The organism is Gordonia sp. N1V (genome assembly GCF_029269935.1).
Classification (GTDB): domain Bacteria; phylum Actinomycetota; class Actinomycetes; order Mycobacteriales; family Mycobacteriaceae; genus Gordonia; species Gordonia polyisoprenivorans.
Genome location: NZ_JARJDD010000029.1, coordinates 1 through 22,365, shown reverse-complemented (window position 1 = coordinate 22,365; position 22,365 = coordinate 1). Strand labels below are relative to the sequence as shown.

At 66.7% G+C, this 22,365-nt stretch carries 31 protein-coding genes and 1 pseudogene; 8 read left to right on the top strand and 24 right to left on the bottom strand.

The annotated features are described in order from the left end of the window. Nucleotides 1-17: 17 nt before the first annotated feature. From P3L18_RS25310 to P3L18_RS25265, 10 genes are all read right to left on the bottom strand, one after another. Nucleotides 18-206, bottom strand: a complete 189-nt coding sequence (locus P3L18_RS25310; protein WP_276115644.1) for a hypothetical protein — start codon at nt 204-206, stop codon at nt 18-20. 12 nt (nt 207-218) lie between these two features. Next, complete coding sequence (locus P3L18_RS25305; RefSeq protein ID WP_276115643.1) at nt 219-902, bottom strand: hypothetical protein; 684 nt, start codon at nt 900-902, stop codon at nt 219-221. A gap of 22 nt (nt 903-924) precedes the next feature. Next, nucleotides 925-1,083, bottom strand: a complete 159-nt coding sequence (locus tag P3L18_RS25300) for a hypothetical protein (RefSeq protein WP_276115641.1) — start codon at nt 1,081-1,083, stop codon at nt 925-927. Nucleotides 1,084-1,088: 5 nt separating this feature from the next. Then, nucleotides 1,089-1,391: a hypothetical protein gene (locus P3L18_RS25295; RefSeq protein WP_276115640.1), complete on the bottom strand. Its 303-nt coding sequence runs from the start codon at nt 1,389-1,391 to the stop codon at nt 1,089-1,091. Nucleotides 1,392-1,410: 19 nt separating this feature from the next. Continuing rightward, on the bottom strand, nt 1,411-1,662 hold the full coding sequence (locus tag P3L18_RS25290) for a redoxin NrdH (RefSeq protein ID WP_276115639.1): 252 nt from the start codon (nt 1,660-1,662) through the stop codon (nt 1,411-1,413). Nucleotides 1,663-2,112: 450 nt separating this feature from the next. Then, nucleotides 2,113-2,349: a hypothetical protein gene (locus tag P3L18_RS25285; protein ID WP_276115638.1), complete on the bottom strand. Its 237-nt coding sequence runs from the start codon at nt 2,347-2,349 to the stop codon at nt 2,113-2,115. A gap of 38 nt (nt 2,350-2,387) precedes the next feature. Next, complete coding sequence (locus P3L18_RS25280) at nt 2,388-3,359, bottom strand: DUF3560 domain-containing protein (protein ID WP_276115636.1); 972 nt, start codon at nt 3,357-3,359, stop codon at nt 2,388-2,390. 37 nt (nt 3,360-3,396) lie between these two features. Further along, nucleotides 3,397-3,585 carry a hypothetical protein gene (locus tag P3L18_RS25275; RefSeq protein ID WP_276115635.1) on the bottom strand — a complete coding sequence of 63 codons (189 nt, stop codon included), beginning with the start codon at nt 3,583-3,585 and terminating at the stop codon, nt 3,397-3,399. A gap of 77 nt (nt 3,586-3,662) precedes the next feature. Continuing rightward, on the bottom strand, nt 3,663-4,280 hold the full coding sequence (locus P3L18_RS25270; protein WP_276115634.1) for a hypothetical protein: 618 nt from the start codon (nt 4,278-4,280) through the stop codon (nt 3,663-3,665). Between the two features lie 33 nt (nt 4,281-4,313). After that, nucleotides 4,314-4,577: a hypothetical protein gene (locus P3L18_RS25265; protein WP_276115633.1), complete on the bottom strand. Its 264-nt coding sequence runs from the start codon at nt 4,575-4,577 to the stop codon at nt 4,314-4,316. A gap of 629 nt (nt 4,578-5,206) precedes the next feature. Here P3L18_RS25265 and P3L18_RS25260 point away from each other — a divergent pair. From P3L18_RS25260 to P3L18_RS25250, 3 genes are read left to right on the top strand one after another with little or no spacing between them, the layout of a single operon-like run. Beyond that, nucleotides 5,207-6,220, top strand: coding sequence for a NucA/NucB deoxyribonuclease domain-containing protein (locus tag P3L18_RS25260; RefSeq protein WP_276115632.1), 1,014 nt, complete (start codon nt 5,207-5,209; stop codon nt 6,218-6,220). 4 nt (nt 6,221-6,224) lie between these two features. Continuing rightward, complete coding sequence (locus P3L18_RS25255) at nt 6,225-6,782, top strand: hypothetical protein (protein ID WP_276115631.1); 558 nt, start codon at nt 6,225-6,227, stop codon at nt 6,780-6,782. Nucleotides 6,783-6,794: 12 nt separating this feature from the next. Beyond that, entirely contained in the window at nt 6,795-7,535 is a 741-nt protein-coding gene (locus tag P3L18_RS25250; protein ID WP_276115630.1) for a hypothetical protein, read from the top strand. Between the two features lie 49 nt (nt 7,536-7,584). On the opposite strand, the gene P3L18_RS25245 is transcribed toward P3L18_RS25250, so the two are convergent. From P3L18_RS25245 to P3L18_RS25215, 7 genes are all read right to left on the bottom strand, one after another. Then, nucleotides 7,585-7,857: a hypothetical protein gene (locus tag P3L18_RS25245; RefSeq protein ID WP_276115629.1), complete on the bottom strand. Its 273-nt coding sequence runs from the start codon at nt 7,855-7,857 to the stop codon at nt 7,585-7,587. A 368-nt stretch (nt 7,858-8,225) separates the two neighbouring features. Beyond that, nucleotides 8,226-8,564 carry a hypothetical protein gene (locus P3L18_RS25240; protein WP_276115627.1) on the bottom strand — a complete coding sequence of 113 codons (339 nt, stop codon included), beginning with the start codon at nt 8,562-8,564 and terminating at the stop codon, nt 8,226-8,228. Between the two features lie 408 nt (nt 8,565-8,972). Further along, nucleotides 8,973-9,209, bottom strand: a complete 237-nt coding sequence (locus P3L18_RS25235) for a hypothetical protein (RefSeq protein ID WP_276115626.1) — start codon at nt 9,207-9,209, stop codon at nt 8,973-8,975. Between the two features lie 359 nt (nt 9,210-9,568). Next, the gene (locus P3L18_RS25230; RefSeq protein ID WP_276115625.1) at nt 9,569-9,862 is read right to left on the bottom strand and encodes a hypothetical protein; all 294 of its coding nucleotides are present in this window, start codon (nt 9,860-9,862) and stop codon (nt 9,569-9,571) included. 122 nt (nt 9,863-9,984) lie between these two features. Then, nucleotides 9,985-10,629: a hypothetical protein gene (locus P3L18_RS25225; RefSeq protein ID WP_276115624.1), complete on the bottom strand. Its 645-nt coding sequence runs from the start codon at nt 10,627-10,629 to the stop codon at nt 9,985-9,987. 349 nt (nt 10,630-10,978) lie between these two features. Beyond that, nucleotides 10,979-11,254: a hypothetical protein gene (locus P3L18_RS25220; protein WP_276115623.1), complete on the bottom strand. Its 276-nt coding sequence runs from the start codon at nt 11,252-11,254 to the stop codon at nt 10,979-10,981. Between the two features lie 193 nt (nt 11,255-11,447). Next, nucleotides 11,448-13,157, bottom strand: a complete 1,710-nt coding sequence (locus P3L18_RS25215; RefSeq protein WP_276115622.1) for a ParB N-terminal domain-containing protein — start codon at nt 13,155-13,157, stop codon at nt 11,448-11,450. A 624-nt stretch (nt 13,158-13,781) separates the two neighbouring features. Here P3L18_RS25215 and P3L18_RS25210 point away from each other — a divergent pair. From P3L18_RS25210 to P3L18_RS25195, 4 genes are all read left to right on the top strand, one after another. Then, the gene (locus P3L18_RS25210) at nt 13,782-14,123 is read left to right on the top strand and encodes a hypothetical protein (protein ID WP_276115621.1); all 342 of its coding nucleotides are present in this window, start codon (nt 13,782-13,784) and stop codon (nt 14,121-14,123) included. Beyond that, nucleotides 14,111-14,686: a thermonuclease family protein gene (locus P3L18_RS25205; RefSeq protein WP_276115620.1), complete on the top strand. Its 576-nt coding sequence runs from the start codon at nt 14,111-14,113 to the stop codon at nt 14,684-14,686. The genes P3L18_RS25210 and P3L18_RS25205 overlap by 13 nt, the downstream gene beginning before the upstream one ends. 141 nt (nt 14,687-14,827) lie before the next feature. Continuing rightward, complete coding sequence (locus P3L18_RS25200) at nt 14,828-15,796, top strand: SGNH/GDSL hydrolase family protein (protein WP_276115619.1); 969 nt, start codon at nt 14,828-14,830, stop codon at nt 15,794-15,796. 209 nt (nt 15,797-16,005) lie between these two features. Continuing rightward, nucleotides 16,006-16,329, top strand: a complete 324-nt coding sequence (locus tag P3L18_RS25195; RefSeq protein WP_276115618.1) for a hypothetical protein — start codon at nt 16,006-16,008, stop codon at nt 16,327-16,329. An 83-nt stretch (nt 16,330-16,412) separates the two neighbouring features. Here P3L18_RS25195 and P3L18_RS25190 read toward each other — a convergent pair whose 3' ends face one another. From P3L18_RS25190 to P3L18_RS25160, 7 genes are all read right to left on the bottom strand, one after another. Beyond that, on the bottom strand, nt 16,413-16,904 hold the full coding sequence (locus P3L18_RS25190; RefSeq protein ID WP_276115617.1) for a helix-turn-helix domain-containing protein: 492 nt from the start codon (nt 16,902-16,904) through the stop codon (nt 16,413-16,415). A 38-nt stretch (nt 16,905-16,942) separates the two neighbouring features. Next, entirely contained in the window at nt 16,943-17,266 is a 324-nt protein-coding gene (locus P3L18_RS25185) for a hypothetical protein (RefSeq protein ID WP_276115616.1), read from the bottom strand. Next, nucleotides 17,263-18,561 (bottom strand): hypothetical protein, encoded by a 1,299-nt coding sequence (locus tag P3L18_RS25180; RefSeq protein ID WP_276115615.1) that lies wholly within the window; start codon nt 18,559-18,561, stop codon nt 17,263-17,265. Before P3L18_RS25180 ends, P3L18_RS25185 begins: the two co-directional genes overlap by 4 nt. Nucleotides 18,562-18,612: 51 nt before the next feature. Then, entirely contained in the window at nt 18,613-19,329 is a 717-nt protein-coding gene (locus tag P3L18_RS25175; RefSeq protein WP_276115614.1) for a MucR family transcriptional regulator, read from the bottom strand. Nucleotides 19,330-19,372: 43 nt separating this feature from the next. Then, nucleotides 19,373-20,185, bottom strand: coding sequence for a hypothetical protein (locus P3L18_RS25170; protein WP_276115613.1), 813 nt, complete (start codon nt 20,183-20,185; stop codon nt 19,373-19,375). Nucleotides 20,186-20,260: 75 nt separating this feature from the next. After that, nucleotides 20,261-21,526 (bottom strand): hypothetical protein, encoded by a 1,266-nt coding sequence (locus P3L18_RS25165; RefSeq protein WP_276115611.1) that lies wholly within the window; start codon nt 21,524-21,526, stop codon nt 20,261-20,263. A 118-nt stretch (nt 21,527-21,644) separates the two neighbouring features. After that, nucleotides 21,645-21,794: a hypothetical protein gene (locus P3L18_RS25160; protein ID WP_276115610.1), complete on the bottom strand. Its 150-nt coding sequence runs from the start codon at nt 21,792-21,794 to the stop codon at nt 21,645-21,647. Nucleotides 21,795-21,992: 198 nt separating this feature from the next. On the opposite strand from P3L18_RS25160, the pseudogene P3L18_RS25155 reads away from it, so the two are divergent. Further along, nucleotides 21,993-22,365 (top strand): annotated as a pseudogene (locus P3L18_RS25155) (hypothetical protein); the annotation flags it as partial.

The window sequence follows — 22,365 nt, the reverse complement described above, 5'->3', positions numbered from 1 at the left end:
GAAGGGACGCTGGGGGGTTAGAACAGGCTGATTTGGTCGCGGGCGGCGCGGTCGGTGGCCCGTTGGTCGGCGGCGGCGGCGTATTTTTTGGCGGCGGCGACGGTGATGGCGAGGGTGTCGGCGATTTCGGGCCAGGGGGTGCCGGTGTCGCGGAGGGTGGCGGCGAGGTCTTCGTCGGTGGTCTGGTCGGGGTCGTGGTTGGTCATGGTGGTGGGCTTTCAGATGCGGGCGAGTCGGTCGGTGATGGCGAGCATGCGGGTGTCGGCGGTGTGGCTCATGGTGATCAGGTCGTCACGCCAGGCGGCGAGCTCGTGGGTGGGGAGTGCGGCGGCGGCGTGGCGCATTCCTTGGGCGAGGCGGGCGTAGCCGCGCCGGTACCAGCTTTCGACGAGGGTGGTGGCCAGGTGTGGCAGGACGGCACCGTGGTGGGGGTGGCTGTAGCCGGCTGGGGCGGTCACCTCGAGGAGCAGGGCGCGGTGCAGGTGCCGGTGTCGGCGGCTGGTGACGGTGGTGTCCAGTCGCGCGAGGATCAGGGCGGGGGTGACGGGCTGGCCTTCGTCGACCATGGTGGTGATCGCGGCGAGGACGGTCTGGTGGGTGGGGTCGAGCAGTAGCGCGGCCGGGTCGGGCAGGACGTCGACTGGTGGCTGACGGTTGGTGCGCTCACTGGGGGTGCCGATGATGGCGTGGAGGACGGCGGTGGTGATCGCTGGCGGCGCCCACAGCAGGGCGGTGAGGAATTCGCGCTCAGCGAGGATGGTGTGGGTGTGATCGTCGTCGAGTGCCTGCGGGTAGCTGCTGTCCTCGCCGGGGAGCCGGCCGTGGGCGTCGACGGTCTCGACCTCGACCAGCGCAGCGGGCTCGGGGGGTGTGGGCCGGGCGGGATGGTCCATGACGGTCACCGGGATCTCCTGGAGGGTGTTGTTAGCCGGCGCGGCGGCCGGTGAGGTCTTCGTGTGCCCAGGCCTCGCATTGGGCGGCTGCTTCGGCGAGCTCGTCACCGTAGGCGGGGTCACCGTCGCGGTAGGCCCGGTCGGCGGCATCCCAGTAGCGGGCGGCGCGTTCGGCGTAATCGACGCTCATGCGGGTTATGCCTCCCGGTTGACGCAGGAGGCTGCGGAATCGCTACTCGCCGGACAGCTGTAGTCGCCGCACCCGCAGAACGGGCCCGCGAGGGCCCACGTGGCCTCGGGCTCACTCGTGAACCAGTCGCGGTCGGCGGTGAATGCTGCCCAGCCCTTGCCACCGGACCAGCTGCCGACGTACTCGCGGTCGATGCAGGAGCGGACCTCGGCGTCGGTCAAGTCCCTGCAGTCGTCGACGGCGAGGTCAAGGCAGTCGGCGATCCAGCGGCGGGCATCGTCGAGCGTTGTGAGCACTGGTGCAGGCATGTCATAGCTCCCGTTCTCTTCAGGCGGCCTGGGCGGCGAGGGCCTTGATCCGGTCGGGCCGGAACCCGCTCCAGTGCTCGTCTCCCACGACGACGACCGGGGCTTGCAGGTATCCCAGGCTCATCACGTAGTCACAAGCTTGTTCGTCGGTGCTGATGTCGACGACCTCGTAGGTCAACCCGTGCTTGTCGAGGGCCTTGTAGGTGGCGTGGCATTGCACACAGGCGGGTTTGGTGTAGACGGTGATTGTGACGGTGGTGTTCTCACTCATTTGTCGTGTCCTTTTCTCGTGGTGTCGTGAGCATTTCGGTGTGGCTGTGCCTTTTATTCTACTGCTAATAGCGTTGTCTGGCAACACTTTTCAGGTCTTTATCAGGGTTATTGCCGTGCCGTGTGTGTGCCTTTTCCTGATAGATGCCGCCCATACGCGGACCGTGTTTCTGTCCATGGAATGGAGGGCTATTCCTCACGCGAAATAAGCGGAATTGAGCGGAGCGAGATGAAGCGCGTGTGAGGAATCGGCCGGAATGTAATTGACAGGGGCGCGGGCCGTGCCTGTGACAATCCGGCGGTCAGGAAACGGCGTCTGCTGGTGGTGGCGTGCACGCTCGGTGGTGGGTGCGGTGGCTGGTGGTGCGGGCTCGATGCCCGTGCCGCCAGATCCCCCGGACCGGTAGCCGGGGCCGGCCACCGGTGGGGACGGTGGCCGGCCGCCGGGGTGTTATGGCTGCTGGTCGACGGCGTGGGTGATGTCGATGGCGTGGATGATCTGGTGGGCCACGGCGCGAAGCTGCTCAGGCGTGCCCTGAATGGCGATTCCGTCGCCGTCCCAAACGTTTTCGATGACGAGCACCGGTGTGGTGTGCCGGGTTGCGGGCCGTAGGTGCCGGTCGGCGTCGGTGGGGTTGTGGTGGTAGGTAATGGCGGTGGTGTGGGTGTCGAGCCAGATGTGAGTCACGTTGTTGTCCTTGCGATGTCGGGTGGTGACGCGGGGTGTCAGGCGGGGCGGTGGCCCTGAATCTCGTGGTAGGGGATGGTGCCGCGAATCATGCTGCCGCCGAACGGGGCCGGTGTTTCAACGCTCACGGTGACTTTGTTGACGCGCAGCACGGGTACCCATCCGTGAAAGCGGATCTTGATGTGGTCACCGACGGTGATGGTGGTGGGGCTGTAGTCGCCGGTCTGGCCGTCGGCGATCTGCTGGGCGCGGATGCCTCGCCAGTAGGTGAGGTCATCGGCGCGTTGGGCCATGCGGGCGGTGATCTGCTCGCGCCGTTCGCCGGTGGCGGCGGTGGTGGTCTCGACGATGCGTTGCCCGTCACCGAGGACGGCGACGGTGCGGGTATGTCCGTCCAGGGCCCGCTGGTCGGCGCGTTGCTCGGCGTCGAGTTTCTGGATCCGGTTGGCGACGGTCACAGGGTTGTAGCGGTGTGCGGTGGTGCGGGTGGCGGCGTCGGCGCGGTGATCGGCGTGTTCGGCGTCGCGTTGGGCCTCGACAGCGGCACCCATGCTGTCCCAAGCCTTTTCGAGGGCGCGGCGGTGTCGGCGCTCGCTGTGGTGGCCGATCTTGATGGGTTCGCCTCCTTCGGGGCAGGCGGCGACGGCGGTCTCGTGCCGGTTCCATGCCTGCCCGGCGGTCGCGTGGCGGCGGTCGGCTTTGTCGGCGAGGGCGTCGGCGCGGGCGGCTTGGCGGGCAGCGCGGTCGGCTTCGGCGGTGGCGGGGTCGCGGTGGGTGGTGTCGATGTCGACGGTGACGGTGTGTCCGGCGGCTTCGAGCGCGGCCCGCGCCCGGTTGATGATGTGGGTTTTCGGCTGGCGGTCGCGGCTGGAGGGCACACCCCACATGCCCAATGTTCGGAACCAGCGGAAACCGTGCGTTTTCAGCACGTCGGCTGTGCCGTCGCCTTTGCTGGTGCCCTCGACGAGGGTGCCGTCGACGGCGGTGTGGGTAATGGTGAGTTCGGCCATGGGAATCTCCTCGTGAGTAACGGGCTGTGGTGCGGTCTCAGTGGTCGGTGTCGTCGTCGGTGTGGTTGGTGTCGTCGTAGGCGGCGAGCGCGGCTCGTAGGCGGGCCAATGTGGCGTCGTCGACGGGTTGGTAGCGGTCGGGGATCGGCGTGGGGTGGGGCAGCTGGTGGACGGGGGCTTGCTCGGGGTGGGTGAGGGGGATCGGGGTACCCGGAAGCGTCGCCATCGGTGGGCCTCCTGTTCGTTCGGTGGGTGTGGGGCGCGGCGGCCGCCCGTGGTGGCGGCCGCCGCGCTGGGGTCGAGCTAGGTGGGGTAGTTCTCGATGCGGTCGTGGACGGCGAGCACGCTGTGGCGGTTGCCGGTGAGGGCGGTCAGTAGCTCGCTGAGGCGGCTGTCGGTGGTGGCGGCGTAGTTGCCGCCGAACATCACCCACTTGCGGGAGGTGAGCGCGTCGAGCGGGGCGAGGTAGGCGTAGCGCTGGCGGCCTGCGCTGAGTCCGTGGTGGGTGCGGACGACGAGGACCACGGCGGGCGCGTCGGCGCTGGCGGCGAACACGCGCGAGGTGCGGGGCAGGCGCCGGAGCGACAGCTCGGGCAGGACGTCGAGGGCGGCGGACTCGTCGGTCACCGCGATGTCGGTGTCGGTTTGGTAGCCGATCAGGGTGAGGTGGGTGTAGCGGCTGGTGACCCCGTCCAGGGTGCAATCCACGCCGTCGGCGGCGCGGTACACGTTCAGCCGCAACCCTTTCGGCAACTGCTCAGCCTCACTCGGTGTCGTGGCGGGTGTGGGTGCGCAGCCCTGGACGTCGTAGCCGAACGGGCTGGCGGTCGGGGTGCCGGTGGCGGGGTCGAACCACGGGGTTTCGTGACGCGCGTTGCCGTCGGCGTCGGTGGTGGTGTGGGCGGCAGGGGTCTTTCGCATGACGGGTGTCCTCTTTGCTCGGGGTGGGTGGGGCTAGTTGGCGGTGGCCGGGGTGCGGACGGCGGTCACGTCGGTGATCGCTTGGTTGAGGCCGTCGTGGTAGTCGTGGGCGGCTTCGGTCCATCCGTCCCAGGCCTTTACGAGGTCTCCGCCGAGCCAGCGGGTGGGAATGTCCACGGCGCCGAGGGGTTCGGTGCGCCCGTGTACGGCCATGCGCGCCCCGGCGGCGTAGCCGTCGCGGTAGGCGGCGCTGTGGAGGAATCGGAGTGCTTCGGTGTGGGCGGCGCGGGTGGTCACGGTGCGGGCTCCTTCGGTGCGTTGGGTCCGGTGGATTGCTTTGGTACCGGCGTCGTCTGGCTGACCGCCGGAAGGCGCAAGGGGGAAAGACGAGAAAGTTTCTCGGGCGCAGCCGAACCCGTAGGGCGAGAAAGTTTCTCGCGAACCTTGCGCGTGGAGGTGGGCAGTTAGATGATCGAAGGTCCAAAGCAATCCGCGGAGCGGTCAAGGGGTGCGGCGTAGCCGCTCGAAGGGCCCCGCGGTTCGGGCCCCATGACGGGCGGAGCGCAGCGAAGGCCGGCACTTGGTTACCGCTGGAACCAGCAGACGAGCACGGCGGGTGACCGTCCTGAACGCAGGGTGGCTGTGCGGTGATTGTGCGGGAGCGGCGAGAGTCCGGGAGGGCTTGGTGTCGCGGTAGCCCTGGGGGTTCTTGTATGTGATTTGTCGCTGCGAGGTGGTTTCGTCTAGTTCGCGTCCCCCTATTAGGGGATTATGTCCGTTTGCTCCGTTATGTCGTTGGTGTGTTGGTACGGTGTGCGAACCAACGTTGTTTCCTAGGACGCGGAGTGGTTATGACATCGAGGTCATGGCATTACTTTCGGATTTTTCTCATTGTTATGGCTTGTGGTGCTGCGTGGCTGTCACCTGTGGAAGCATTCGCTGCTCCTGATTCCTCGCAGAATCTGACTCCGTCGCCGTCGTTTCGTTATCCGCACGCGCTAAGCCCGGTGGCGCCGTCTGTGGGCACCGGGCTGGGTCCGGGCACGACGTCTCGCCAGCAGAGTTCGGTGAGTACCGATTGCGTGTCGGCTCGTAGTTCTGTGTGCGAGAACTTCAACTACATTCCGATGATTGTTACGACCAATGGATCGCAGACCGGGTTTCGGAAGGTGTATACAGGGCTTCGCGGGAACCTTGATAATCACAGCTCTACGTACGGTTTGACGTTCATCTGGGAGAGCGTGACTCAGAGTGGCGTGATCCCGGCGGCTGCGAAAATTGTTCAGTTCACGCTGACGCAGAAGGGCCGATCGGGGATGCCGGATCAGGCCTTGCAGACCATCAATGTGGATACCAGCAAGACAGGAACCTATGGGTATACGTTCAACGTGAACCCTAGCCAGCTTGCTGGTAGTGCTGGACAGTACTACGAGACTCATGTGAAGTTCTACTGGCCTGGTGGGAACCAGAATACGACGGTGGAGTATGACAGCTCGTACACTCAGATTCGCTGCGATAATGCGGTCGAGGTCAATTACGGGTCGGGCTGCGTGAATGTCGATTGGCGGCCTACGCTTGATTTTGCTCAGGCGAACTATCCGAAGGTTGCCGAGAATATCACTCTTGGTCAGGCTGCTACTGGTTTGGGGATCAAGGATCAGACGCCGTTGACGCGGACAACACCGTTGCAGGCGTTGAATAATCGGAACTTCACGTGTAGCGAAGCGCGTAAGGCGGCCATGATTGGACCGAAGCCGTATGAGGGCGCGGAGTGTGATGAATATCCGTTTGCGAGCACTGCTGAGGGTGGAACGGAGAACACACGCATCATGTGGGTACCCGGGGTCGAGGAGAATAGGGCCCAGGGGCAGGATCTTCTTGGCTATTACCGTTCGCTGCGCATTATGGCCGGTGATCCCTACTATGTCCGTATCATCTAGCGCTGTGAGTACTGCGCAGGGGCAAATCTCTATTCAATACCACCAGTTCACGTTTCAGGTAGGTGATGGGTCGGCGGCGGGGTTCGATCCGGTCGATAACGTGGGGTTGTTGCTGTCGATGCGCAATCTGTTGGCGGTTCGTTCGGTCGTCGATACGGTCACCTCGATGCTGGTGATCGAGAGGACAGTTTCTCGGCCGGATCTTTTCGACCTGGATGAGTGGGATGCGTGCTCAGAGCTTTCTTTTGAGTTTGTGGAGGCGGGGCGTCTGGCTGTCACCTATCAACCGGCAGGAGTGGGCATGGATGCCGAACTTGCTGGCTTCTTGATAGATCCCGGGTTGTATCGTGTCCGCGCTTATGGCCGGAGGGCTGGGGGCACGGTGGTGCCGAAGTCTGAGCAGGATCTGCTGAACGACGGGTCGTACGACGAGGCAGATCCGGCACTTGATCGGGTGCTTGAGGACCTTCGCGTGCAGTTGTGGAGAGAGCAGGAGCCTCGTCCGGGCGTGGTTCACAAGTCCGATGCGGCGTACACATTTCCGGTGAGTCATGAACAGTAGGAGGAGAATCCAGTGAAGCGCATTTCTCGTGGTTTCGTTACAACAGTCGCGGCAGCCGCCGCTGTCACGTGTGCGGCGACTCTTGGGGTGCCACCCGCTTCGGCGGCGAGTGTGACGGGTTGGGTGGGACCAGCTGGTACGACAGGTTTCCTGCACACGTCGACGATTGTGAATGCGCCTGACCTGTATGCCTCGTCGAAGATCTACTCGGCTGTCGGGGCAACTGCATCGGATGGCCGTATCGGGGTGCGGCCTCGACTGTTCAAATCGGGGGCGTTATGTGAGGCGATCGACTACCAGTACAACTGGTATCCGGCTCCTGAGTGGTCGGCTCAAACCTCGGCGACTTGTGGTAGCGGCTCCTACAACAGTCACGGTTTCGTAGCCGTCTACAACACCTCTTCGTCGTCGTATGACCAGTTCGTGACCTTTCCGTCGAATCCGTTGAATTGGACCGCCCCGGCTGCGCGCGCGAGTGCGCGGAGTGCGGCCGTCCCGGACTCGGCGCGCACGTCCGGCACCAATACACGGGGTGAGAAGTTTGGGTCTGCCGCGACAGAGCAGTCCAGCGAGCTCGCCCTTATTGCGGCGATTGGAACGAACGGTGAGATCGGCTATGTCCGCTCGGGAGAACTCAATTTGCCGCCGGCCTCGAGTCCTGCGACCGCGCCGAAGGGCAAGCCGGCGAGTCGGACGATTGGCTTGTTCAAGTCCGACGGTACGACCAGAATTGGTGTCTTCAAGGTGAATTGACCTTGGTGCTGGCGGCGCGGGCCCGGCGGAAGCCGGGCCCGCGTCGGCGTTAGTCGGCCGGGGCGTAGTTGGGTTGGATGGTGAGGAAGAGGCATTCTTGGCCGTCTTCGTTGATGACGGTGGTGCCGAGTCCGGTGGTGAGGATTTCGGCGAGTCCGAGGGCCCAGTCGGTGAGGGTGAGGTCGAGCATGTCTTGGATGTCGGTCAAGGGGGTGTACCAGCGGTTGTCGGTGGTGATGGCGTGGTCGAGGACGTTGGTGGCTCGGATGATGTGGCGGGCGGCTGCGGAGGCGTTGGGTGCGTTGGTGATGATCCAGTTCATGGTGAGACTCCGTTCGATGGTGGTCTGCCGGGGTGGCGGACGTCGGAGACTGGGTGGACCGGTCGAGGGTGGGGTGTCAACCCCGGAGAGCCTGGCGCGCCGGAGGCCAGTTCTGCTGCGAGCGTAGCGAGTACGGGTTGCAGGGCTGGTCGGAGCGCGTGGCCGGAGCGTAGCGCAGGACACGCGGTAGTCGCCGGGCGTGGGTTGACACCTCGGGCCCCCGATCGGTCAGGCTTGGTCGACGTGCGCGCATATGAGGTGAGTGGGCTGGTGGCCCGATGGGGTACAGGGCGCGGAGCGCTCGATGATGTGTGACTGCCGGGTCGGGCAGGGCCGCGTGGTGCGACTCTACCCGACCCGGCGGGGTGTTATCCCCAGGTGATTCGGCCGTAAAGGCCGGCTTGGACGATGGCGTCGGCGTGGTTGGCGTCGAGGTCGATGGCGTCGTTGGCTCGGCTGGCTGCGCTGATTTGTCGGCGCATCGGGGTGTTGATCTCGGTGCGGCCGGCGATGAGGCCGTTGAGGCCTCGGGCGACGGTGTCGAGGGTGATGGTGTGCTCGACGTCGTCGAGGTCGGTGATGACCGCCCGTTGCGTGGTCGACCATTGGTAGGCGCTGCATTGCGACCAGTAGCCGATGCCGCCCTCGAGGGCGGTAGTGAAGATGTTGGTCAGGAACTCCGTGCGGGTGTCGGTGCGAGTGGTCATGGGTGACTCCTTCGATCAAGCGCGACCGGGTGTCGCGCGTCCCCCTGGTGGGGGACCGGTCGGGGTGGGGTGTCAACCCCGGAGAGCCTGGCGCGCCGGAGGCCAGTTCTGCTGCGAGCGTAGCGAGTACGGGTTGCAGGGCTGGTCGGAGCGCGTGGCCGGAGCGTAGCGCAGGACACGCGGTAGTCGCCGGGCGTGGGTTGACACCTCGGGCCCCCGATCGGTCACACTGGCAGGACGTGTGACAGGTACATGGTGAGTGGGCTGGTGGCCAATGTGTTTGTCAGTGCGCCGGTAGGCGCTCGATTGTTGGTGATCGGTTCGCGCGGCCGGATTGGATCGGTTGGGGCCGCGGAGAGTTGGGCATGGGGATGGCCCCGGTGCCGTGGTGGCACCGGGGCCTGCTGGTTAGTGGATGGGGTGGAAGGTGTGGCTGGTGCCGATGCAGGTGTCGTCGCAGCCGTCGCAGATCCAGTAGCCGCCGGGGTCGGCGGGGCCGATCGGGATGAGGTACCCGGTGTGCTCGAGCAGGGCGGTGATGGCGGCGGATTCGCGGTCGTCGAGGCCGCTGTGGTCGTCGTTGACGACGGCCGGGGCGCAGCGGTCGCAGAGCTGGTAGCTGGTGGTGATGGCGTTGATGGTCATGGCGTCTCCGTTCGATGTGGTCTGCCGGGGTGGCGGGCGTCGGAGACTTGGGGGACCGGTCGGGGTGGGGTGTCAACCCCGGAGAGCCTGGCGCGCCGGAGGCCAGTTCTGCTGCGAGCGTAGCGAGTACGGGTTGCAGGGCTGGTCGGAGCGCGTGGCCGGAGCGTAGCGCAGGACACGCGGTAGTCGCCGGGCGTGGGTTGACACCTCGGGCCCCCGATCGGTCAGGCTTGGTCGACGTGCGCGCGTAGAAGGTGAGTGGGCTGCCCACTGGGACCCGGTGCGGTGGTGGCCGGCGGAGCGATAGCGCAGCCGGGTGCCGCCGCACACCAGCACTGCGCGGCCGAAGGCTGCTCCTTTTAGGTCAGGTGCAGCGGCGGGGGAGTCAGGGCGGCGTGGATGGTGGCGATCGCGTCGGCGAGGTCGGGGTGTCCGTGGTCGTCGATGCCGACGGCGAGCATGACGAGGATCTCGCCGTCGACGGTGATCGACAGGTACGGCGTGGCGCTGCTGGACGATACTGCGGTGTCGAGGGCGGTCAGGGCGGCGTTGGCGGCGTCGGTCAGCGCGGTGGTGCGGGTGTCGGTGGTGTCGTAGGTGGTCGCTGGTGCGGGGTGGCCGGGGGTGTAGGTGGTGACGGTCCAGGTGATCACGGCGGGGTCCTTTCGGTGACGAGGTGTGGTGTTCAGTGTCGGGTGTGCGGGTGTGGGTGCGGGTGGTCCGGACGTGCGTCGGCCCCGGTTCTGTGGAGAACCGGGGGCCTGTGGACGGTGGCCTATGCGGGGCTGTTGCCGGGGGTGGTGGCCGCGCGGCGGCGGTCACGAGTGTGGAGTTTGACCGGTTGGCGGTCGCGGCGGATGAAGTCGGCGTACTCGTCGGGCTGCCATTCGGGTTTGGTGGGATCGGCGCGGTGGGCGCCGCCGTCGGGGAACACGCCGACAGCGGTGCGGTGGGCGCGGGCGAAGGCCTCGGTCAGCGCGCGGTAGGCGGTGAGGTCGAGGATGCGCAGGGTCAGCGGATCGTAGTAGAGCACGAGGAACGGGATGGGTTGCCCGCCGGTGGTGATGGCGTCACGCGACACCGTTGCCGAGGGGACCCGTTCCCACACCACGGTGTTACGCATGTAGGCCGAGCACCGCGCGGACAGGGTTTGGGTCAGGGGGTGGTGTTCGAGCATGCCCATGGTCGCGGCCTGCGCGAAGGCGAGGAAACCGCGCATGTGTTGGACCTGGGCGGCGCTGGTGAATTGCATGACGAGGTCGGGCAGCTCGAGTTGCAGTGAGGCTGATCGGGTGCCTTCGGCGAGGGTGGTGATGCGGTACTTTTGTTCGCCGACGGCGCTGATCACCAGTCGGGTGACCACACCGCGGGTGACGACGATGGTGTCGGTGGGGCGTGGGGTTTCGCGTCGCTTGCTCACGGGTGCTACCTCCGGTAGGTGGGTGGCGTCTCTGGGTGGTCCGCCAACTTTTTTGCCCTTCTGGCATGGGAGATTCCGATCGCGGAGGCGGGTGGAGAGCAAGAGTCGAGCGCGACAGTTTTCGCAGGGAGCGCAGCGACCGCGTTCGGCGAAAAGTGTTGCGCGCCCGCAGGGCCGGAGCGCAGCGGAGTCGGTCTCTTGTCGGAGCCCGCCGCAGCGATCAAAATCGGGAGGCCAGAAGGGAAAACAAGACTGAGGCCGCGCGCAGCGCGGTCCACTGTGCGGCGTAGCCGCTCCTTATCGATGGCGGCGCAGCCGACACCTCGGACCGCCGTCCGGTCGGCGGCGGTCAGGTGATGTGACGGCAGTCGGCGCATTCCCATCGGCCCGCGATGCGGGTGCACGCGCGGCGCTGCTCGCACAGCCAGCAGAGTTGCCCGCGTGTGGTGCGGTCTCCGGCGGCGATGGCCAAGTCATGGGCGGCGGTGGAGATCGCGCGGGCCTTCGGGTCGGTGGCCAGCGTGCGTTGCGCGGTATGGGCGGCGCGGATGTCGTTGTCGCGCTGAGCTTGTGTCTCGGCGCTCAGAGGTGCTCCGCCCGGGTGGTGATGCAGGTATGCGCTCATGTGGTGGCGGCAATCGGGGCAGGGATGGCTTTGGACGGTGGTGGGATTCGGGCAGCCGGGCAGGGCGCAACGCGGCCAGAGTTCGAGCGGTTCGGGTGACATGACAGGGGCCTCACGGGTGACGAGCGGGGAAGGGAAGCGGGCGGGCGGGGGACGCGCCGAGGGTGGCGCGTCCCCCTGCCCGCGTCGGGGGTTAGCTGAGCGGGATCTCGGTGGCGTCGGTGTCGCCGGTGATCACCTGCTCGATGTCGGCGAGGGTGTAGCCGAACACCTCGGTGAGGAACCGCAGGTAGGCGGTGCGGGCGTCGGCGACGTAGCGGTAGTACTCGTGGCCACCACGCCAGGCGTCCTTGGGTAGGTTCGCTTCGTGTGCGCCGAACGCGATCGCGAGGTTGATGATCTGGCGGCGTTCGGCGCTGGCACCGTCGGCGGCATCGATCGGGTCGGCACCGAGCAGGTCACGGGTGATGCCCTTGGCGTCGGCGTCGATGCTGTTCTGGGAGAGCATCGAGTGGTACTGCCAGAGCATCGAGGTCAGGAATCCGGCCACCTCAGCGGCTTTGCCCTTCGGCAACGTCTTCCGAGACAACACCTTCCGCAACTCTTCCCGCCGGACTTCTTGAGCGGCCAGCGCCAGCTTGTTCAAGACCCGCACACGGCGGGCTTCCTCCTTCTTCTTCGCCTCGGCCTCGGCAGCGGCCTGGACGCGTTGTACCGCGCGCTCGGCGGCACCGACCTCGCTGTCGGCGGCGTCGCTGGCATCGGGCCCGTCAACGGGGCTGCTGTCGGACTCTGACTCACGCCGACGGAGCTCGGCGAGGCTGTAGAGACCGTGGTCGGCGGGCTGATGCACCCACCAGTCGACCGTGGTGACGGTGCGCGTCGACTCGGTGAGGGTGCGCGGGTCCACGCACCCGTCGGCGGGGACCTCGTCCGGGTCGTCGGACCGGCTCAGTCGCCAATCGATGCGGTCCTCGTCCACCTCTTGCCCGGACGGGTCGAGGTACACCTCGATCTCGTCGACGTCGACGTGGGCGGTCACCGCGTCGGTGGGCAGGGTGGTCGGGTCGAACACGGCGGGATCGTCGGCGTCGGAGCCGTCGGCGGTGTAGAGCCAGCGCAGGTTGGTCCACTCGGCGGTGTCGAACTCGGGAACTGCGTCGGTGTGCACGGTGAACCCCTGCGCAGCAAGGGGTTCGGCTACCTCGCGGATGAGGGCGCGTTCGGCGGCGCGGGCCGCATATTCGGCGGCGACGTGCTCGAAGCGTCCGGCGTCGGCGGCGGCGAGTAGCGCGGCCACGGCCTGCGGGTCGTCGTCGTAGGTGGCCAGCACGGCGGCTTGATCCAGGGTGAGGTCGGCGTGGGTGGCCAGCGCGTCGCGGGCGGCGGTCGAGCCGGTCGCTGCGAGCGCGGCGTCGACCTGCGGTTTGGGCATATGCAGGTGCTCGCGGGCGATCTTGGTGGCCGACACCCCGGCCAAATGCAGCTGCTCGATCGCATTCATCCGTTCGGTCTGGGTGAATCCGGTGCGGCGTTCGTTGTGCGCCCACTGCCGCCGAATCCGGGCGATGGTGCGGGCCTTGTCGTCGTCATCGCTGTCGGGGTCGGTGATGATGACCGGAACCCGGTCCAGTCCTTCGAGGCGGGCGGCCAGGCACCGGATCTGGCCGTCGATGATCACCAACTCCTCACCGCGTCGTTCCACGTCGAGGGGAGCCAGGATGCCGAAGTCACGCACCGACCGACGAAACTCCTTGGTCAAGGCCCGGTCGGTGTCGGTGCGGGCGTTGTCCCCGATCACCAGCGTGTCGGGGTGCACGTACTCCAAGACCGCACTCACCGACACCTCGGCGTTGGTCTCAGCGGTGGCGTCGGCGGTCTGGGTGGTGGTGGTGTTGGACATGACATCTCCTGTATCGTGATCACACCCCGGTCAGATAGTCGCTGACCGGGTTTTTCTTTGTCCGGCAACCGATGTGGGTGCCGGTGCCGACAAGCGCTCCCGGTGGCCTCCCGTGGAGGGGTCCGCCACTGTTTGTGCCCTTCTGGCATGGGAGATTGGGATCGCGGAGGCGGGTGGAGAGCAAGAGTCGAGCGCGACAGTTTTCGCAGGGAGCGCAGCGACCGCGTTCGGCGAAAAGTGTTGCGCGCCCGCAGGGCCGGAGCGCAGCGGAGTCGGTCTCTTGTCGGAGCCCGCCGCAGCGATCAAAATCGGGAGGCCAGAAGGACACAACAAGAACCAGGCCGCGCGCAGCGCGGTCCACAGTGCGGCGCAGCCGCTTCCGAACGTGGCGGCGCAGCCGACACCACCAGACGCCACCCACACCCTGGGCCACCACCAGGTGGGGGAGATGTCCTCACGGGTGTGGATAACCGCAGGGCTGTGGACACCGCCCGTGTGGTGCCGGTGTACGCGGTTACGCTCATCGGACGGAGACCACGCGGCGCACCGGCAGGTGAAGGCCCAGCGGCGTGTGTTCTTCACTGGCAGAACCGAAAAGGTGAATGAAGAGAAGGGGAACGACTGATGCCGTCCAGTCGCACATCCAACACCATGGTCAGTCCGCGCCGGGTCCTGCGCGGGATCGTGACCGCGTTACAGGGCGCCGCCGACTCGGGGTGCTCGAGCGGCACCGCCGGCGAGCTCCAGGCGGCCGCGCAGATCGTGGCCGAAGCCGACCCCGACCGGTGGTTACACGCCGGCCCGCTGGACAACTGGGCCGAGGCCGATCTCATCGCGGCGTCACTCGGCGCGCGGCTGCGCGACGTCGACGACCCCGAACTCGCCCGCTACGTCAGCGCGGCACGGGCGTTGATGATCCGGCTCGGCGCCCAGCTACCCCGCGACTGCGCACCATGCACCGCCTGACACCCGCGGCGGCCGGCGCCGTCCTGGCCGCGGTGCTGCTGACCGGCTGCACCAGCACCGCACCCGCCGATACCCGACACACCACCCCGGCACCAGCGCCCGCGTCAGGGTCAGAGTCGCTGGTGCGCCCGGCCAGCGCGCAGAGCCCGTTCCCGGTCGTGCACGTCAGCGATGGCGACACCATCCTCGTGCGCCGCCACAGCGCGGTGGTGTCGGTCCGGTTGATCGGTGTCGACACCCCCGAAACCAAGCGGCCGAACACCCCGGTCCAGTGTTTCGGGCCGCAGGCCTCCGCATTCACGACCCGCACAGTGTCCGGGCGTTCGGTGTGGCTGGAGTCCGACCCGGTTGCCGGCGCCCGGGACCGCTACGGCCGCACGCTGGCCTACGTGTGGCTCGAGGACGGGTCGCTACTCGACCTTGAACTCATCGAGCAGGGGTTCGGCCGACAGTACGACTACCACGATCAGCCCTACACCTACCGGCGGCAGTTCCAGGCTGCCGAGGCCGGCGCTCGCGCTCACCGGTCCGGTCTCTGGGGGACATGCCCCACCGATCGGTGACCACCCCAGCGGACAGCAGGGTGAACCGGTCCTGCGGTGTGGTGTATCGCGGCTACACTCGCAGGTGAATCACCATTCCCGGCATGCCGTCGCCGTGGGGTGATTCACCCACAGAAAAGGTGAATCAGGAAGGAGCGACTGATGTCTGGTCGCACGAATAGTTTTGGGCTGCCCACAGGGCGGCCACCCCTCTCACGCAAGGTTCGGATCGGTATCGCTACCGCGGCCGCGGGCGCGGTCTGCGCAGGCGCCGCCGCTGGGATCGCGTGGGCCGATCCCACCGACACCCCCGCGGCCGCGCCGACCGGTGGCGCATGCCGCACCGTCGGCTACGTCGGGGACTCGACCTCGGTGGGAATGGTTGACCCGCAATTCATTCCCGACGAGAGCCAGCGGCTGGAACCGCAGTTGCGGTCGGTCGCCGGTGTGCAGCGGGCGATCATCGATGTCGCCAGCGGGCGCGCGCTCGTCGAGCGCACCTCCACCGCCAGTCCCGGCCTCGAGGCCCTGGAGACGATCAACCAGCAGAACCCGGATTGCTTCGTGGTGGCGTTGGGCACCAACGACGCCGCGGCCGTGGCCGGCGGCGCCAGCGTGAATGCCGCACAGCGCATCGAGAAGGTGATGGCCATCGCCGGCGGCCGACCGGTGCTGTGGCCGACCGTGAAGACCACCGACGCGGCCCGTTCGCACACCGGGTTCGCCCCGGAAGCGATGACCGCGTTCGATCAAGCACTCGATGCGGCGAAAGCGACGTATCCGAATCTGACCGTCTTCGACTGGGCGGCACAAGCATCCGACTCGCTGTTCTACCCCGACGGGATTCACTACACCCCCGCCGGCACCACAGAACGCGTCACCAAGTTCGCCGAAGCGCTACGCGACATGTCGGTCGCCGCGGCGGCGAGCATGTCGGTACAGACCACGACGATGCCCGGCATGTCGCCGGCCGCAGAATCCACCGACACCACCAGCGCGGCGCCGGCGACGGTCACTGAAACCACCACCGAGACCACCACGGAAACCGTGACCTCGACACCGGCGGCGAGCACCGTCACCGAAACAGTGACAGCAACCCCACCCGCCGCCACCACCCCCGTCGTTCCCTGATCTGACCGACGGCTCATTCCTCGGACCTCGAGGTGAGCACGCGATGACAGGGACACCCACCAGCTCCACCACCACACCCGGCCGCCGATAGGCGGACCGGGCGGTGGTGCTGCGTGCACACCCCTGTTGTCAGTGGGTCGCTTCGTGATCCGTGGGTCCCCCGCTCCCCGCACCCGGCGGGCAGCACCCACAACAAAGGACACCCGAACATGACCATGACACTCTCCACCCGACGCCGGACCACCCGCCGGCTGAGCACCCTCGGCGCCGGGGCGGTGATCGCCGCCGCGATCGCCGCCACCGCCGCCGCACCGGCCCACGCCGACATCCAGGTCGTGCAGAAACACCGCACCTGGTCCGACAACTCGGTGTACTACGAATACGGGCCATTCGCCACCAGCACCGACTGCGTCTCGTTCATCAACGCCAACGCCACCCTGCGCGCCGAATGGCGTGCCGGACAAGCACTCTGCGTCAGCGACACCCTCCCGGCCACTGTGTGGCACCTGCAAGCACCCACCAATATCCTCTAGCAACGCAGGTCCGACAGCATGGGTCCCCTATGGGTAATTGCTATCCATAGGGGACCCATGCTGGTTATAGCCCAGCTGCGTACTCACCCACCGACATCTGCGGCAAGTTTGCGGATGGCGAGTTCCACTACCGACCTGACCCCCACCAGCGTGTCCAGCGCAACCGACGAGTCACCGCGATCGAGCGCCTCCCTGGCTAGCGCGATCTGCCGCTGAGCAACCGCCAGCTCCTCGGGGGATTGGACCGGCTCCCACTCTTCAGTCGACCCATCCAATGACTCGAGAGGGGAGACCGGGCGGGTGAGTTCGACTGCGCACGGGACGGGTTGTCCGCCGTGGAGAGCCTGGGCAGCCGACCCCGCGCGCCAGCCAAGTGCAGCGTCGAGCTTGCGGAGGGTCGTCGACGATACGCCGACGGGGTCACCAGCCAGAATGCGTCGTAGCGTTGTGTCACTGGGCCCGCCTCGACTGGCGACGTCGGACTGCGTCAACCCAAGCTGCATGACGGCGTCACGAACGATATTCGCGAAGTGTTCGGTATTTTTCGGCGCCATACGCCGATCATGCCAGAACACTCGGAAAACTTTCGCCCTCGCCGGTTACGGAAGCCGAACTATCTGTTGTGGAAGTCGGTGTCGCGGAGCCCTGCCAGGTAGAGGCGGCGGCGGATGACCGATCGGGACACGCCGAAGGTTTTGGCTGCGGCTTCTTCCGAGCCTGCGGCTTCGTATTCGGCCACCGCCTCGTCCGGGGTGATGTCGTATTCCGGTGGCCCGGTACGCACATCGCGGCGCCCGACGCGGCGTTTGATCGTCGAGTCGGAGACGCCCACATGCTCAGCCAGACTGCGCAAAGTCCAGCCCTCCTCATCGAGGAGGCGACGCCATCGTGCGACATCATCATCGGTGTAGCGACGTGGCCGGCCGGCAGTGGTCATCGAGGGAGTCCCTGGGTGCCGGCGAGGACGACGTGGTTTTGTCCGTTGCGGGCGGCGATCGGATACGCCCAGCCAGTGAGGTCATCGATGACGTTGCCCAGTAGTGCGTCGGCGGCGGTGCGGGCGTCGTGGCCGCGCCAGCGCAGCCAGCTCGCGAGGCCCTGGTGCACGCTGCGCCAGGACCGCCAGCCGTCCCAGATGGGCAGCCACATCGTGTAGTCGATGTCGATGTCCTGACCGTGACGGTCGGGGAGGGAGCCGGTGGTGAGGCACCGGGAGAGTCGGGTGCCGGTGCCGGGCATCCACGCGCCGATCGACGCGACAGCGATCAACCCCTCGACGGCGAGCAGCCATCGCCACGGATTGACCAGTCCGGGGAAGGCGAGATGTCCTGCGGTGTCAGCGATCAGCGGGGTCGCGGTGGCACCGGTGAGGGTGTCGATCAGCCAGCCCTCCGAGCGCGGGTCGGTGGCGATGTCGAGCACGCGGCGGGCGGTGATCGCACCGAGGTCACCGGAGCCGATGTTGCCGCCGGTCCCCAGGAGCCGATCGGGCACCAGCAGGTCACCATCCTCGGAGGTGCGTAGCGTCCAGCACGCGGCTACCCATCGGGGATCAGGAAAGCGGTTGTGGCAGTGGATGATCAACTCGGTTTTCGACCATCCCTGCGCGCGTGCTGCTGCGACGAGGTCACGCGCGACAGCGAGGGTGTCGGCCCATTCGGTGGTGCGGTCACCGAGTCCGGCGACTGCGTCCAGGGCGGGCACGGTGCGGGTGGAGGATTTCTGCCCACCGGCGGGTGTGTAGCCCAGGCCGAGACCGGACCCGCCATTCCACGCGTTGATCGCCGGGGTGGGCCGGTAGTCGTAGAGCAGCCACGCCACAATCTCGTCGGCGACCGTATCGGCGGTGGTGAGTCCTTGCCGTGGGGTGCCGGCCCATCGCTCGGAGCTCGTCGTCCACAGGCGGGCACCGTCGATTTCGATGGCCGCACACCACCGCCCGTGGCCATCGCGGCCCCACGCCATCCGCGGCTCGAGCTCCGGTCGCTGCTCGGCCAGCAGTGCGAGCAGGCCGATCGCGGCCAGATGCGATTGCGGGTCACCGGCAGCGAGGCCGGGACACTGCACATGGTGACGGTGATCGAGCATCGGGTTGTGCCAGCCATCGATGACCGCGACCGGATAGCGGCCGTCAGGATCGGCGGTCGGCAGGCGCAGCGGGCGACGGCCGTCGAGGCCGTGTCGATCCACCAGCCGTGCTACGGCTTCCTCACGGGTCAGCAGGGTGTCCATGATCGGGCTCCTTTCCAGGGGTGGTTCGAGGTCAGGGGAGAGGCGGCGAGGTCAGGAGGTGTTGATGCGGCCGTAGGTGCGCCACTGCGGGTCGATGTCGTCGAGGGAGTCCATCACCCAGGACTGTCGGCCAGCGCGGGCGATGTGGCGGCGGACCACCAGCCATCGCCCGAGTCGCACACCGTCGTCGGTGGTCCACGCTGTCGGCACATCGAGGCTGCCCCACTGGCGGCGGTAGTCGCGGGCCGCAGCGAGGTAGCGGCGGCTGTGCAACACGCCAGCGGTGCGGAGCGCGGCGAGCGTGACGCCACGCTCCGCGGCGACCTCGGCCAGCCATGTGTGACCAAAGTCGCCGAGCGCGGCGCCCAGGCCCGACCAACCGAGCCCCAACTCCTGCGCCCACCGGGCGGCCTCGGCGAGGTCGGCGAACCCCGCGTCGGCGATCGCCGCGTCCAGACGCTCCCGCGCCGAGCGGCGTTTGCTAACCGACACCCGATCAGCGCTGACCTGCCGGCGCGGTGTGTCGGGGAACCCCGCCGCCCGTTGGGCACGCGCAGCGTGCCCGTCGAGGGCGGCCATCACCGTCGGATCGTTGTCGCGGCGCCATACCCCGATCTCGCGGCGCAGTCGTTGAGACGCAGCGGAAGTCAACGGTTGGGTGCGGGGCAGGCCGTGCCGCTGCCGGTACTCCTGGGTCGACAACTCGTGAGCACGGGCCAGATGTGAGGCCAGTGCTCGAAACCACCGGCCACACTCATGGCACTGCACGCGCTCACCGTCATCAGCGAGAAACCCCGCGCCCGACTGCATCTCAGTCGACATACCATTGCCCGGCTTGCTGATCCCATCGGATGGTGGACCCGTCGGTCAACACGACGACGTCGCTGCGAGAATCCGGGTCGGCGGCCTCGGTGGCCTCCGGATCGTAGGCGTCGAGCCCGTAGATGAGGTCCTGCCAAATATTGTCGACCGGCCCGTCAGAGCCGTCGGCGGAATGGCTGGTCTGGTAGGCGTTGAGCTGATCGGCGATCTCCTGCGGGGTCGGGGGGATACGGTGAGCGAACCGCCGATACGCGTTCTGCCGGGCCAAGCCCAGAGCCTCACCGATGTATTCCCAACTGCGGCCGTCTTTTCGGGCGGCGATCACCGCGTTCAGCAGCATTTCGTCGCTCTGCGCGGTCAACCGCTCGCTGGTGGCCAACGCGAACACCAACCGGTCGTGATGGCGGCCCTTGCTGTAGTAGCGGCCCGCCTGAGCGAGCACGGCGACCGCGTCGAGCGCCTCGGCTTCGGTCGGCGGCTGCACCATCGCCCGGCGCCGCTCAAAAGCGTCCGCGGGCGCGGGATTACGTTTCACAGCTAGGGCATCCTCGAGATTGCAGTACGCCTCATACAGGCCCTCGTCCTCCAGGACCGGGCGGCCGTCGTCATCCCAGCGCCTGAAGGTATCCCACGCCAGATCGCGCGCAGCCTCCTCCACAGAGGCCAGCAGCCCGCATTCGCGGACGACCTGCTCGAACACCGGCGTGTTCGGGTGGAAAAAATCGCCATGGCGAAGCTCGTTTTGAACGCCGTCATAGTTCTCGTAGTCCTTGGGTACCAAACGCTTTCGATCTGTCATCATAGTGATGACACTACCACGTCATCACTATGATGACAAGGGGTTGGCTCGGCACGTACGCCGGAGTGATCGAAATCCTCAACCGAAATCCTCAACGCCAAACTCTGCCCCATCAAAGCTAGGCTGATCCTGCCGGAACTTCGCCTTACCGAATATCAACTCCCGTTGGCCGCGAAACCGCGCGGCGTCGAACGACACCTGCGCGCTGCGGAACTCCGCCCCGTCGAACGACGTCATCGCGCTGCGGAACTCCGCCCCGTCGAACGACGTGAACCTGCCGTAAAATCTCGCCTCGTGGAACTCTGTATGCCCGCAGTGAAACTCCGCCCTTAGAAACGATGTCTTCTCGCCGCGAAACTCAGCCCCGATGAAGATCGCTTCGTCGCTGTGAAACTTCGCCCCGTCGAACGACGTCATCGCGCTGCGGAACTGCGCCAGATAGAAGGATGTCGCCTCGCCATAGCATTGCACATGGTCGAACACTGTCGCCTCCTCGCTGCGGAACTGCGCCTGAGTAAATGAGGTCACATCGCCGTGAAACTGCGCGTCGTAGAACGTGGTGTAAATGCCGTGGAACTGAGTCTTATAGAACGACGTCGCCCCGCCGCAAAACCGCGACCCGTGAAACGATGTCTTCTCGCCGCGAAACTTCGCCCCGTCGAACGACGTCGTCGCGCCGTGAAACTGGCAGTCGGTGAAGTCAGCGTCGTGCAGGTGTGCTGCGGTGAAGTCGTAGTCGAGGTGTGTCCACGGGTGGGTGTGCTCGGGGTGCAGGTGCGTGGTGATGGTGCGCAGGATGGTGTTGCGGACTTCGCGGTCGTCGGGTTTGTAGTGGTGGGTTTGTTCTCGGGTGCTGCCGTCGACGTGGTTGCGGGTGATGGTCTCGTGGGTGAGTGAGGAGTCGTCGCGGCTGGTTTCGGGTAGTCGGAGGTAGGCGCACAGGACGTTGACGCAGGCTTGGGCCTGGGGGTGACGTAAACCTGTGGTGAGGTGGTCGGGGTGTTTCTTTTCGTGTCGGTGCTTGTGTTGGGGGGTGGCGATCCAGTCGTTGGTGAGCGCTTCGAGGGCGGCGACGCCGGCGATGCGGACGGCGGGGTTGTCGTCGGCGAGCTGGGTGGCGGCGGTGGTGAACCGCTCCTGGCGGTTGCTGGTCTGCCAGTGCTTTTCGAGTTGGCGCCGGGTGAGGTAAGCGACCCAGAACGCGATCGCGGCCGCGATGATCGCGGCGACACCAGCAAAGAGCGTGGCCCACGGTTGCGTGAGGAACGCGTCCGAGGTCGGCGGGGTCACAAAATTGGTTACCGGAGCATCCGGTGTCGGCGGCAGGTCGTCAGCCAGAATCATGTGCCGATTATCGACTACGCAGGCCGCTTCGGGGGCGGTCACTTCCCGTCAGATGTACACCACCGCAGTGTAATCCGATCAGACGACAGACCGGTGGGTGATCCGGGGGGCGAGTCGGTCAGTCGAGATACTCGAGTTCCTCGGCCGCGAACACACCCCGGTCGCCGTCATCGAGGTCGACAGCGATCAGGGGTGAGAGTTCTCCCGCGACCTTGCCCCAACGGTCGGTACCGACGATCCGCACGCGGTCCCCTGGGCGATAGGCCATGGGCTCAGGGTACGACCGTGAGCGCCGCACCCTTTTCGTTCGTATGGTGTGCGGGTGACTGATTCCCCACCCAGCGATCCTGGTCCGGCGGCAGACCCAGCAGCGGAGGAACCCAACGAGGTTGCGCCGGTCCGGACTCGGTGGTGGGAGTTTCGGTGGCCGAGAACGAAGTGGATCGTCACCGGCGGTGTCACTATTGTGAGCGTCGTCTACGTTGGTCCGCTAGCGGTGTACGGATTGTTGGTGCTCCTCGGGGTCGTGGACCCAGCGCAGTGGGGCGAGTTCTTCAAGACAGCTGCCACCCCGTATGGCACGGTGACCGCCGGCGTCGCAGCCCTCGGCGCCGCAGGAATCGCCCTGCACAACGGCACCAAACAGCGAGAGTCCGAACGCGCGAGAGCCGACGATGAGCTCGAGATCGAACGCCGGAAGCTGGAAACCACGTGGGCCGACTCTGACCGCGCGCACGAGGCCGGTGTGGTGCGTGATCTGCGAGCCCGATTCACCACAGCCACAGTGAACCGTCCTGGACTGGGTGGAGACCTGGTTTATGCCACCTCCGTCTCAGAGG

Coding starts and splice junctions, on each gene's coding strand:
- P3L18_RS25205 (WP_276115620.1), top strand. CDS start 14,111: ATGCACCGCCTGACACCCGCGGCGGCCGGCGCCGTCCTGGCCGCGGTG.
- P3L18_RS25210 (WP_276115621.1), top strand. CDS start 13,782: ATGCCGTCCAGTCGCACATCCAACACCATGGTCAGTCCGCGCCGGGTC.
- P3L18_RS25195 (WP_276115618.1), top strand. CDS start 16,006: ATGACCATGACACTCTCCACCCGACGCCGGACCACCCGCCGGCTGAGC.
- P3L18_RS25235 (WP_276115626.1), bottom strand. CDS start 9,209: ATGACCATCAACGCCATCACCACCAGCTACCAGCTCTGCGACCGCTGC.
- P3L18_RS25275 (WP_276115635.1), bottom strand. CDS start 3,585: ATGGCGACGCTTCCGGGTACCCCGATCCCCCTCACCCACCCCGAGCAA.
- P3L18_RS25280 (WP_276115636.1), bottom strand. CDS start 3,359: ATGGCCGAACTCACCATTACCCACACCGCCGTCGACGGCACCCTCGTC.
- P3L18_RS25295 (WP_276115640.1), bottom strand. CDS start 1,391: ATGCCTGCACCAGTGCTCACAACGCTCGACGATGCCCGCCGCTGGATC.
- P3L18_RS25170 (WP_276115613.1), bottom strand. CDS start 20,185: ATGATGACAGATCGAAAGCGTTTGGTACCCAAGGACTACGAGAACTAT.
- P3L18_RS25245 (WP_276115629.1), bottom strand. CDS start 7,857: ATGAACTGGATCATCACCAACGCACCCAACGCCTCCGCAGCCGCCCGC.
- P3L18_RS25310 (WP_276115644.1), bottom strand. CDS start 206: ATGACCAACCACGACCCCGACCAGACCACCGACGAAGACCTCGCCGCC.
- P3L18_RS25215 (WP_276115622.1), bottom strand. CDS start 13,157: ATGTCCAACACCACCACCACCCAGACCGCCGACGCCACCGCTGAGACC.
- P3L18_RS25180 (WP_276115615.1), bottom strand. CDS start 18,561: ATGGACACCCTGCTGACCCGTGAGGAAGCCGTAGCACGGCTGGTGGAT.
- P3L18_RS25160 (WP_276115610.1), bottom strand. CDS start 21,794: ATGGCCTATCGCCCAGGGGACCGCGTGCGGATCGTCGGTACCGACCGT.
- P3L18_RS25240 (WP_276115627.1), bottom strand. CDS start 8,564: ATGACCACTCGCACCGACACCCGCACGGAGTTCCTGACCAACATCTTC.
- P3L18_RS25185 (WP_276115616.1), bottom strand. CDS start 17,266: ATGACCACTGCCGGCCGGCCACGTCGCTACACCGATGATGATGTCGCA.
- P3L18_RS25300 (WP_276115641.1), bottom strand. CDS start 1,083: ATGAGCGTCGATTACGCCGAACGCGCCGCCCGCTACTGGGATGCCGCC.
- P3L18_RS25200 (WP_276115619.1), top strand. CDS start 14,828: ATGTCTGGTCGCACGAATAGTTTTGGGCTGCCCACAGGGCGGCCACCC.
- P3L18_RS25165 (WP_276115611.1), bottom strand. CDS start 21,526: ATGATTCTGGCTGACGACCTGCCGCCGACACCGGATGCTCCGGTAACC.
- P3L18_RS25220 (WP_276115623.1), bottom strand. CDS start 11,254: ATGAGCGCATACCTGCATCACCACCCGGGCGGAGCACCTCTGAGCGCC.
- P3L18_RS25270 (WP_276115634.1), bottom strand. CDS start 4,280: ATGCGAAAGACCCCTGCCGCCCACACCACCACCGACGCCGACGGCAAC.
- P3L18_RS25290 (WP_276115639.1), bottom strand. CDS start 1,662: ATGAGTGAGAACACCACCGTCACAATCACCGTCTACACCAAACCCGCC.